This is a genomic window from Clostridium thermobutyricum (assembly GCF_000371465.1).
GTDB classification, from domain to species: domain Bacteria; phylum Bacillota; class Clostridia; order Clostridiales; family Clostridiaceae; genus Clostridium; species Clostridium thermobutyricum.
Genome location: NZ_KB850956.1, coordinates 2,186,733 through 2,197,152 on the forward strand (window position 1 = coordinate 2,186,733; position 10,420 = coordinate 2,197,152).

A 10,420-nucleotide genomic window follows, 5' to 3' on the forward strand; every position below is an offset into this window, starting at 1 on the left:
GTGTTTTTTTTTATCTTTTTACATGTTTTTTTGACTTTTATTTTTCTATAAGAGATTTCATTCCTCTAAAAGAAGCTAAACATACATCTCCATTACTCATATATACTAATCTTTTTTTCTTATCAATTTCTTTTATATTATCTTTATTTACTAAAAAAGAAGTATGACATCTGCAAAAATTATAATCCGCTAGTTTTTTTTCTAATTCTTTCATTTTTCCATAGAACTCAACTTGTCTATTTTTACAATTTACTATTATTCTATGTATAGTTTGTGATGTTTCGAAATACAAAATATCTTTATACCTAATATTGACTATCTTATCTTCTGATTTTATGGAAAAAACCTCTGAGTTATTTTTATTAGAATATTTTTCATTTGCATAAGCTATACATTCTTCTACTTTTTCTCTTATGTTTTTATAATTATCTTTTATAATAAAATCCATAGCTTCAATTTTATAAGTAAAAGTTAAATGACTCATTTCTGAATTTGTAGTGATAAACACAATAGAGCCATTAGGATCTAATTTTCTTATTTTTTCAGCAAGTTGAATTCCATTTATATCTTTTTTTAAATCAATATCTAAGAAATATAAACCTAAGCATTTGTTTTTACTTATGTCTTCTAATATAATATCTGGATCGTCTGTTACTAATCCAATTTCCATATCATAGTTTTCTATTATTATTGCATTATCAACAATCTTTTTTAACTTCTCTCTTTGATATATATCGTCTTCACATAAATATACTCTAATCATTTTTTCCTCCTATTTTAAACGTTTCAATATAATTTTACCATAAAATACAATATATATTTGATAAACTAAAAATTTCTTAAAAAAACCACTAGATTAAAATCTAGTGGTTTAAATTTATCCCTATTTAATAAATATAGTTATAAGAACTAATATAATTAATATTATGCTTATAGCTAAGGCTTTAACCCCAATATCCTTTGCCTTTATAGTTCCTTTTTTATATCCAAAAGCTATACCTAATATCCCGAGTAATAAAAGTACTATGTAAATAATTTTATACATTCGTTCCCCCATTAAATTATTTTTTCAATCTCGATTCTATTTATGAAAATATCAACTATAAAAAATGTAAAAATTGAAAACCCCCCTAATAAAATTGCTTCCTCTAACCTTTCTATTGAAGTAAAAAGAATAACATAACATAGTGCAAATGCCATTGTTACAATTTGAATAAGAATTACTTGGTCATTTAAAAGTAATATTAAACAAAATATTTTAGAAAATACTAAATTTAAAAATGGCACTAATAAAAATACAATATAAAAATCTTTAAAGCTATATCCTCTGTTTAGTATTAGTATTGATGAAAATAATAAAGAAATTAAAGTTGATATGATAAAAGAAATTATTGCTTTTGAGTTTATTATTTGTGTAAGACTGTTTAATTGAAGCATCTTTTCAAAGCTTTTATTTTTCTTCTCTAACATCATTGAATCAAAAATTATATTTATGATAAAAGAACTTGAAGTTAAGCCTAAAATAAATCTTAAATCAATTAAACTTTTTTTTCCTCTTAACATAATGAACATACTAATTAATACTACAATTACAGCTAAAAATAAACATCTTTTTATATTAACTTTTAAAAATATAATTTCTTTATTCAATAGCTTCCTCATCTCTAACTTCACCTTTCCTAATATCCAAATAGATATCCTGAAGATTTTTACTTTCTCTTCTAATTTCAAATATTATTAAATCCATAGCTTTAATAACATCTAAAATCAAATACATATCTACTTTCTCTTCATCAAATAATATATAATTTTTTTCTATAACAATTTCATTTATCTTATCTTTTATAAATTTTGATTTTTCAACACTTATATTTTCAGTAAATATAATCTTTACTCTTTCATCAGAAAATTTGTTTTTTATTTCTTTTATAGAATTATTAATTTGTAATTCACCATCTTTAATAAAAATAACTTTATCACAAATTTCTTCAATATCATTTAGATTATGAGAAGTTATTACGATTGTCTTATCCTTTGAATATTCTTTTAGAAAGTTTAGTATATTAATCCGAGTTTCAATATCTAGATTTGCTGTTGGCTCATCTAAAACTAATAAATCAGGATTCATACTTACAGCTATTAAAAGTGCTGCTTTTTGTTTCATACCACTAGAAAGCTTTGAAACTTTTTTATCTATATAATCAAAAACTCCTATCCTCTTAGAAAAATATATTAACTCTTTTTCTTTTAATATCTTTACCCCTGTATAAGCTTCTATATTTTCCTTTACAGATAGTTCCTCATATAAGCCTTTACTAGATGGCATAAATCCAATGTGCTTTACATTTTTCTTTAAAGTTCCATTTGAGATTTTATATATACCTAAAATTACTCTTAATAATGTTGTTTTTCCTGAACCTACTGGTCCAATTATTCCAAGTTTATCTCCCTTTCTAATCTCTAAATTTATATTTTTAAGTAAGTATTTATCTTTTATAGATTTATTAACAGAAATAGCTTCTATCATAATACCACCTCACTTTTTACGTATTTTATTTAATTAAAAATATAAACTTCTAAAATAATTTGTTCTTTATTTTATATGCTACTATCTAATCTCCTTAATAATACTCTTTTGTAAAAATACTCTTCTTTTTAATAAAAACCGTAAGCTTTTTATTAAAAATAAAAGCAGAAAGAGCTTTTTACTTCTTTCTGCTTTAATCTTTTAATTATTTTTTATATTAAATCAATTTAAATATCTATTTAACTATTCCTTCAGATTTTATAAAAAATAAATTTATTAAAACTCCAACTACAACTCCTATAGCTAAGTTATCTGTAAATAATACAAGTATCACAACTATTATCATATTTATTGTATCTTGAATTTTAATATTTCTTATGTTTGTTATAGATTTAAAATTAAAAGTTGTTATAGATATCATTATCATAACTGCAACTACTGCTGCTATTGGAATTTTAGTTACATAGTCATTAAACACAAGAACTAATACAATTAATGAAAATCCTGCAAAGAATGTTGAAAGTCTTGTTTTAGCTCCTGATTTACTATTTATTATAGATTGCCCAACTAAAGCACATCCAGTCATTCCACCTAAAAGTCCTGATACGATATTTCCTATTCCTTGTCCTCTAGCTTCTTTATTTTTATCACTAGAATCTCCAATTATGTCATCTAAAGTTTTTGCTGTAAGTAAGCTCTCTATAGTTCCAACTAGTGCAAGAGATACTGCATAAGGAATTAACTCTATAAAAATTTTTAAGTTTAAATTATGTAATGTCATAAATTTAAATTCCATTCCACCATGCTCTATAGTTCCTAAGTTTGGAACATGCATTTTAAATATTAAAGCTACTGCTGTAACTGCTATTATACAAATTAAATTTGATGGAACTTTTTTTGTTATTAAAGGGAATAAATATATTATAAGTATTCCAATTAAAACTAATATGTACATTTGATAAGATTGCCCGTAAAAAAACTTAATTTGCTCTTTAAGAAGAAGTATTCCTAAAGCATTTACGAACCCAAACATAACTGATTCAGGTATGTATTTTAATAATTTTCCTATTTTAAATATTCCAAAGAGTATTTGTATTATTCCTGCCATTACAGTTACTATTCCAATGTATTCAACTCCATAATTTTTGCAAACTCCAACTAACACTAAAGCTACTGAACCTGCTGCTGCACTTATCATAGCTTTTCTTGATCCAACTATGGATAATACAAAGGACATAAAAAATGTAGTATAAAAAGCTACACTAGGACTTAGTCCAACCATAATTGCAAATCCAGCTGTCTCTGGTATCATAGAAAGCCCTACTACAAAACTAGATAACAAATCCTTTTGTATATTAGACAGCCATTCATTTTTTATTTTTTCTATCATCATATCTCCTCCCAAAATAAATTATAAATATATTTTTATTAAATAACAGTAATTTATAATCGATTCTTATTAAATAAATGTTAATTATGATATTTCTTTTATTATATTTTCCTTTTATTTCATGATAATTTTATTTTTATTTCTTAAATCCCACTTTATAATGTGTAAATTATTTTTCTCTTTCTTTTCTACTCATATTAATATTTTCCTTTCCTATTAATATTAATGTTTAATATAATTTTCTATCCATTATCTTAGTTATTACTGAATCATTTGTAACTAAATACAAAGTCATGTTAATATAATCTTAAATAAGAAAATTTTTAATTTTTATACAAGTTAGCTATTATTTAATTAGCTTATAAACAGGATTTTGAGAGGATAAAAATATGGATAATAAAAATACACCAACATTAGAAACAGAAAGATTAATATTAAGAAAGTTTACTAAAGATGATATAGAAGCTTTATTTGAAATCTATAAGGACGAGGAAGTAAATACTTATCTTCCATGGTTTCCTTTAAAATCATTAAAAGAAGCAGAAAACTTTTTTTATGAAAGATATGCTAAAGCATATGAACTTGATAAAGGATATAGATATGCCATTTGTTTAAAAACAGATAATAAACCTATTGGTTATGTTAATGTTAGCATAGATAATAATCATGATTTAGGATATGGATTAAGAAAAGAGTTTTGGCATAAAGGAATCGTAACAGAAGCAAGTAACGCTGTTTTAGAACAAGTAAAAAAAGATGGCTTTTTATATGTTACAGCTACACATGATGTAAAAAATCCTCGTAGTGGCGGAGTTATGAAACAATTAGGAATGAGCTATAAATATTCTTATGAAGAACAGTGGCAACCTAAAGATATCTTAGTAACATTTAGAATGTATCAACTAAATTTTGATGGACAAGTTGATAGAGTTTATAAAGAATACTGGGATAATTACGAAGTTCATTTTATAGAAGATAATATTTAATTTACACTTTATATAATAGATTAATTTTTTACTTAAAAATATTATATTTTTATGTAATTAAAAAGGAACATCAAACTTTGATGTTCCTTTATTATTTTAAAATTATTCATTACTTTTCATGGTATAAACACCATTTGGATTATTTAATATACACTTTTCAATTTCATCAATTTTAGCAATTGCCTCTTCCATTGTAGAATACATACCTAATAAAATCCTATTTGAATCTAATTATTTCCATATAATTTAACTATATTAACAACAGTTTCAACAGCTTTTTCCATTGATTCAATTGCTACATATTCATATCTTCCGTGGAAATTTTCTCCTCCAGTGAAAAGGTTAGGACAAGGTAATCCCATAAATGAAAGTCTTGCTCCATCAGTTCCACCTCTTATTGGTCTTACATCTGGAGTTATATCTGCCATTTCCATAGCTTTTTTAGCTGTCTCAATAATGTGGAATACTGGCTCAACTTTTTCTTTCATATTTCTGTATTGGTCTGTAATTTCAGCTATAACTGTTCCTTCACCATACTTTTCATTTAAAGCTTTTTCAGCTTTTCTAAAGTCTTCTTTTCTCTTTTCATAGCTTTCATCAAAGAAATCTCTAATTATAAATACCATGTTAGTTTGTTCAACAGTTCCATTTATAGAAATTAAATGTGAGAATCCTTCATAGTTTTCAGTTTTTTCAGGAACTTCTTCAAGTGGAAGCATTGAAAGGAATTCATAAGCTACCATTTGAGAGTTTAACATTTTATCTTTTGCATATCCTGGATGAACATTTTTACCTTTTATAGTAACTTTAGCACCAGCAGCATTAAAGTTTTCATATTCTAATTCCCCAAGTCCGCCACCATCAACTGTATATGCAAAATCAGCATTAAATCTTTCTACATTAAAGTGGTCTGCTCCTTGACCAATTTCTTCATCAGGAGTAAATCCAACCTTTATATCTCCATGCTTAATTTCTGGATGATTAACTAAGTATTCCATAGCAGTCATAATCTCTGAAATTCCTGCTTTATCATCAGCTCCTAAAAGAGTTGTTCCATCTGTAGTAATTAAAGTTTTACCTACATATTTTTTCATTTCTGGTGATTGTTTTGGGTCTAAATAAATTCCAAGCTCTTTATTTATTTCTATAACTCCACCATCATAATTTTTAACTATTTGAGGATTTGTACATTCTCCACTCATATCTGGAGCTGTATCCATGTGAGAAATAAATCCTATAGTTGGAACCTCTTCAGTAGTATTTCCTTTTAAAGTTCCGTAAATATATCCATTTTCATCTTTTTCAACATCTACAAGACCAATTTCTTTTAATTCTTTAACTAAAATATCACCTAAAACTAGTTGACCTTTAGTACTTGGAGTAACTCCTGTTTCTTCGTCTGATTTTGTATCGACTTTTATATATTCTAAAAATCTTTCTTCAACTCTTTTCAAAACTTCCATCTCCTTTTTAGTTTTTTTATGTATTTATTATACAACCTTTTACTAGTTATTACTAATTTATATGACTTTTTATCTTATCAATTAAAGTTAAGGCATCTTTTGCACTTATTCCACGCATTTTTCCTGGAATATCACTTATTTCTTGTAAATTTTCAATTATAAGATTTATTCCATTATTTCCTTTTACCATTTTATCCATATGCTCTTTTAATTTAAGAACATTTTCTTTTTCCTTATCACCTTTATTTTTAAGAATTTCTATTAAAATATCCATAAGTTCACCATGAAGCATATTTTGATTTTCTTTATCCTTTATATTTTTACCATAAACCTCTTTGTGCCTTTTAATTCTCATATTCTTTACATTGCTAGCAATTTCGCACCAATCAATTTCATTTTCATGCTCAATATTTTTATCTAAAACTTCTAAAGACTTATTAATTAAAGTTAAATTCCTTATTTGATGCTCTAAAAGTTTTTTCTTTTCCTTTATAAGAGTTATCTTTTCAGAAGTTTCTGATACTAAAAGCTTTTTAATATCTTCTATTGAAAATCCTAAAAACTTTAATGAAATTATTTTTTGAAGTTCAATTAAATCTTCTTCAGTATAAAATCTATATCCATTTTCATTTTTATATCTTGGTTTTAATAAATCAATCTTATCATAATATTGTAAAGTCCTAACAGTTACTCCAACCATATCACTTATTTCTTTTGGTTTATATAATCTTTCTTCCATAATTAAATCACCTTCCCCTATATTTATTATATATAAAATTCATAAATATAAATCTATCTATATTATAATTCATTTTAAATTTATATATGAGTTATATAGTATGATTTAAAAAATTATTATAAAATTATATAATCTTATTCCTCTTTCCTCTTATCATCTTCACTAATATGCTGTATCCCCACAAATATAAGATTTATCAAATCTTTTATATCTTTCCATTGTGATTCATTTGAATCAAGGTAATAATAATTTTTTGTTCCCTCTCTTCTAACATTTATTATTCCTACTCTTTTTAATATTTGTAAATGATGAGAAACAGCTGGTCTAGAAAGATGAGTTTTCTTTGAAATTTCTCCTACTCTTACACCATTAAAATCACTTTCTAAAAGAGTAAGTAAAATTAATTGTCTTGTTTCATCTCCTATGGCAGAAATAGCTTCTCCACACTTCTTAAATTTTGATGTTATTACCTCTAAACGCTCTTTACATTCCTTATCCATATTTTTTCTCCTAATATTTATAAATATCTAATTACAGCATCTTCTTTTTTAGCTGTTCTTCTATATTTTACATTTGGATAACCAATTACTAAAGTAGTTACTATTTTATCACTATGTTTTAACTCTAATAGCTTTCTTAATTTTTTTGAATGGTTTGCTACTACTGTAAAAAATCCACTATAAAATACTCCTAAGCCATTAGATTCTGCCATTAAAGCCATATTACTTGCTGCAAGAGACCCACTAACTTTATCTTTAGATACTACCATAATTGCTACAGGTGCTTTCTTAAAAAAGAAATCATCATCAATTGTAACTTCTCTAGCTGACTTCATCCAAAGTTTTGCAAAGCCCTGAACCTTTTTAAAAAACTTTACTGCAACTTTTTCATACCTTCCTTTATCTTTCCCTAAAACAATATATGATACATTTTGAGCATTTTTAGCACTTGGAGTTAATCGTCCTGCCTCAATAATTTCCTTTATAATTTCAGAAGAAACTTCACTATTCTTAAATTGACGAATAGCCCTTCTTGTTTTAAGTGCCATTAATAATTCATTTGGATTTAAATTAGTTTTCTCCTTAATCTCCATTGTTTCTTCATTAAAACCAGTTAAAGTAATTGCAGCTTTAGGGCAAATCGCTTCACAATGTCCACACTTAATACATTCCTGATTTTTAATTACTGTCTTTTTGTCTTTAATAACAATATTATTTGCTGGACAATCACTTTTACAAAGCCCACAACCAATACAAAGATTTTTATCTACTTGAATAATATGTTCTTTCATGAATATTTCCTACCTTCCGTTCAATAGTTTAAACCATTATAACAAACAGATATTTTTTTTGTTCATTGGTAAAGAAATTGGCTACCATTATTTTAATTAGTTTTGGCGGTTTTCTTAAATAGTGTTGATTTTTTATAATATTCTGAATTTAATGTATAATAGCTGGATATACTCTTAAAAAATGTGCTCAAGAAACTGGAATAAGTTTAGCTACATCTTTTTATTGGTGACATAAGATACTAGATGGATTTAAAAAGTTTCTTGTAACTGGCTCTGTAGAAGGTATTGTCGAATGTGAAGCTTTAAAAAGTTTGCAAGAGAATCTAATTTAGAATTGGTTCAGTTGCCTAAAGTCAAGAAAAAAGAGGGTATATATCATCTACAACACGTTAATTCTTTTCATAGCAAATTAAAGAATTGGATGACTAGGTTTAATGGTGTTCCAACAAAATACCTATCCAATTATTTAGCATGGTTTAGGTAGTTAGAATATTTTAAAACAGATAAAGATATAATCAAGGTTAAAAATCTATTGGTACACTCTCACACCTCGCATACAACAAGTAAAAAAAATGAATTTGCATTAAGAACTATTGGGTTTTAATATAGCAATTCTTTATTTTATGGAAAATTTGCATTATTTGTGGTAATATTTGTTAAACCAAGTATTTATATCATCATTAAAATACAAATCACTTTGTTTAAAGTATGGGAGTAAGGGGTTTATGGATTATTTAAAAATAAGACAATTTAAAAGTGAGGATGCAGAAAAAATATCTCAAATAATAAAAAGAAACTTTTTAGAAGTAAATATTAAGGATTATAATGCAGAAGATATGCAACAATTATCTAATGTATATAATCCTCAAAAAGTATTATCTATTGCAAGTTATGCACATATGTATGTTGCATGCATTAATAATACTATTGTTGGGTGTGGAGCAATTTCAAGTTATTGGGGAAAAGAAGATGAAAGTATTTTGCTAACTATATTTGTATTGCCAGAGCTACATGGAAAAGGTATTGGAAGCGAAATAATTAATACTCTAGAAAATGACGAGTATTTTTTAAGAGCAAAAAGAATTGAAATTCCATCATCAATTACTGGCTGTGAATTTTATAGAAAAAAGGGCTATGATTTCAAAAATGGAATTAAAGAACTAGATGAAGAAAATCATTATAGACTTGAAAAATTTAGATAACTTACGTAATTTTATTAGAAGATCAACACGAGTGTTGCTCTTTTATTGTTGTCTAATAACTTATGAGAACATTAATAATATTTATTTAAAAATCAACACTATATTTGAAAATAGCCTTAGTTTTTAATGAATAGCTTATAAAATATTACAATTATACTCAAAAATCAAAAGATAAATTAAAAAAGAGCCTAGCAAATATTTGCTAAGCTCTATTTTTTAATTTTTTCTTTTTTTAAATTTTGTGTTGTTTAAAATTAGTAGAATTATCGCAGCTGCAAGTATAACTAAAACAACTACCATTTGACCACTTTCCCCAGTTAAAGGATTATTACTTCTAGAATTGTTCTCTTTATAATCTTGAGATTTTTTATTTAACTTATCATTAATATTTGAATTATTAGTATTTAGTTTATTATTATATAAATTACTATTAATGGAAGTATTATTTCCATTATTAATACTTCTGCTATTTTTTTCATTATTAATACTTGAAGTATTATTTAAACCATTATTAACTTTTTTATTGTTATTTAACCCACTATTATCAATTGGATTATTTCCTTTTGGTATATCCTCATTAACTTGATTATTTTCTTTTGGCACAATAGGTTCTATAATCTTGTCATCTTTAACTATAACTCTTTGAACTTCGCTTGCATTTTTTGAGTTTATTTTTATGACTTTAATTTCATTATTTAGATTATAACCTTCTGGTGCTTTAGTTTCTTTAATTTCGTAAGTTCCCCATGGAATATTATTTAATGTAGCAACTCCATCTTTATCTGTTGTAACCACTTGTTTATATCCATTTGGTCCCTCTAC

General features: G+C 25.3%; 12 protein-coding genes. 2 read left to right on the forward strand and 10 right to left on the reverse strand.

Going from position 1 to position 10,420, the window contains the following annotated elements; genetic code table 11:
• Positions 1–37 precede the first annotated feature (37 nt).
• From HMPREF1092_RS10170 to HMPREF1092_RS10185, 5 genes are all read right to left on the reverse strand, one after another.
• Positions 38–763 carry a LytR/AlgR family response regulator transcription factor gene (locus HMPREF1092_RS10170; protein WP_002598588.1) on the reverse strand — a complete coding sequence of 242 codons (726 nt, stop codon included), beginning with the start codon at positions 761–763 and terminating at the stop codon, positions 38–40.
• Between the two features lie 120 nt (positions 764–883).
• Complete coding sequence (locus HMPREF1092_RS17215) at positions 884–1,045, reverse strand: hypothetical protein (RefSeq protein WP_002598589.1); 162 nt, start codon at positions 1,043–1,045, stop codon at positions 884–886.
• An 11-nt stretch (positions 1,046–1,056) separates the two neighbouring features.
• The gene (locus HMPREF1092_RS10175) at positions 1,057–1,662 is read right to left on the reverse strand and encodes a hypothetical protein (RefSeq protein ID WP_144054935.1); all 606 of its coding nucleotides are present in this window, start codon (positions 1,660–1,662) and stop codon (positions 1,057–1,059) included.
• On the reverse strand, positions 1,643–2,527 hold the full coding sequence (locus tag HMPREF1092_RS10180; RefSeq protein ID WP_002598591.1) for an ABC transporter ATP-binding protein: 885 nt from the start codon (positions 2,525–2,527) through the stop codon (positions 1,643–1,645). Before HMPREF1092_RS10180 ends, HMPREF1092_RS10175 begins: the two co-directional genes overlap by 20 nt.
• 235 nt (positions 2,528–2,762) lie before the next feature.
• The gene (locus HMPREF1092_RS10185) at positions 2,763–3,920 is read right to left on the reverse strand and encodes a SulP family inorganic anion transporter (RefSeq protein WP_207637629.1); all 1,158 of its coding nucleotides are present in this window, start codon (positions 3,918–3,920) and stop codon (positions 2,763–2,765) included.
• A gap of 386 nt (positions 3,921–4,306) precedes the next feature.
• On the opposite strand from HMPREF1092_RS10185, the gene HMPREF1092_RS10190 reads away from it, so the two are divergent.
• Positions 4,307–4,903 carry a GNAT family N-acetyltransferase gene (locus HMPREF1092_RS10190; protein WP_002598593.1) on the forward strand — a complete coding sequence of 199 codons (597 nt, stop codon included), beginning with the start codon at positions 4,307–4,309 and terminating at the stop codon, positions 4,901–4,903.
• Positions 4,904–5,130: 227 nt separating this feature from the next.
• On the opposite strand, the gene pepT is transcribed toward HMPREF1092_RS10190, so the two are convergent.
• From pepT to HMPREF1092_RS10210, 4 genes are all read right to left on the reverse strand, one after another.
• Positions 5,131–6,357 (reverse strand): peptidase T, encoded by a 1,227-nt coding sequence (gene pepT / locus HMPREF1092_RS10195; protein WP_002598595.1) that lies wholly within the window; start codon positions 6,355–6,357, stop codon positions 5,131–5,133.
• Between the two features lie 61 nt (positions 6,358–6,418).
• Positions 6,419–7,105 carry a MerR family transcriptional regulator gene (locus tag HMPREF1092_RS16535; RefSeq protein ID WP_002598596.1) on the reverse strand — a complete coding sequence of 229 codons (687 nt, stop codon included), beginning with the start codon at positions 7,103–7,105 and terminating at the stop codon, positions 6,419–6,421.
• 134 nt (positions 7,106–7,239) lie between these two features.
• Positions 7,240–7,605 (reverse strand): ArsR/SmtB family transcription factor, encoded by a 366-nt coding sequence (locus tag HMPREF1092_RS10205; protein WP_002598597.1) that lies wholly within the window; start codon positions 7,603–7,605, stop codon positions 7,240–7,242.
• A gap of 17 nt (positions 7,606–7,622) precedes the next feature.
• Positions 7,623–8,396, reverse strand: a complete 774-nt coding sequence (locus HMPREF1092_RS10210) for a nitroreductase family protein (RefSeq protein WP_002598598.1) — start codon at positions 8,394–8,396, stop codon at positions 7,623–7,625.
• Between the two features lie 725 nt (positions 8,397–9,121).
• Between HMPREF1092_RS10210 and HMPREF1092_RS10215 the strand changes: the two genes are divergently transcribed.
• Entirely contained in the window at positions 9,122–9,598 is a 477-nt protein-coding gene (locus HMPREF1092_RS10215) for a GNAT family N-acetyltransferase (protein ID WP_002598599.1), read from the forward strand.
• 216 nt (positions 9,599–9,814) lie between these two features.
• Here HMPREF1092_RS10215 and HMPREF1092_RS10220 read toward each other — a convergent pair.
• Positions 9,815–10,420: prealbumin-like fold domain-containing protein (locus HMPREF1092_RS10220; RefSeq protein WP_002598600.1), on the reverse strand; the 606-nt coding region annotated here is incomplete at its 5' end.

Bases quoted from the DNA above. Each gene is read 5' to 3' on its own strand.
- HMPREF1092_RS10185 (WP_207637629.1), bottom strand. From the start codon at position 3,920: ATGATGATAGAAAAAATAAAAAATGAATGGCTGTCTAATATACAAAAG.
- HMPREF1092_RS10215 (WP_002598599.1), top strand. From the start codon at position 9,122: ATGGATTATTTAAAAATAAGACAATTTAAAAGTGAGGATGCAGAAAAA.
- HMPREF1092_RS10170 (WP_002598588.1), bottom strand. From the start codon at position 763: ATGATTAGAGTATATTTATGTGAAGACGATATATATCAAAGAGAGAAG.
- HMPREF1092_RS10190 (WP_002598593.1), top strand. From the start codon at position 4,307: ATGGATAATAAAAATACACCAACATTAGAAACAGAAAGATTAATATTA.
- HMPREF1092_RS10205 (WP_002598597.1), bottom strand. From the start codon at position 7,605: ATGGATAAGGAATGTAAAGAGCGTTTAGAGGTAATAACATCAAAATTT.
- HMPREF1092_RS17215 (WP_002598589.1), bottom strand. From the start codon at position 1,045: ATGTATAAAATTATTTACATAGTACTTTTATTACTCGGGATATTAGGT.
- HMPREF1092_RS10180 (WP_002598591.1), bottom strand. From the start codon at position 2,527: ATGATAGAAGCTATTTCTGTTAATAAATCTATAAAAGATAAATACTTA.
- HMPREF1092_RS10175 (WP_144054935.1), bottom strand. From the start codon at position 1,662: ATGAGGAAGCTATTGAATAAAGAAATTATATTTTTAAAAGTTAATATA.
- HMPREF1092_RS10210 (WP_002598598.1), bottom strand. From the start codon at position 8,396: ATGAAAGAACATATTATTCAAGTAGATAAAAATCTTTGTATTGGTTGT.
- HMPREF1092_RS16535 (WP_002598596.1), bottom strand. From the start codon at position 7,105: ATGGAAGAAAGATTATATAAACCAAAAGAAATAAGTGATATGGTTGGA.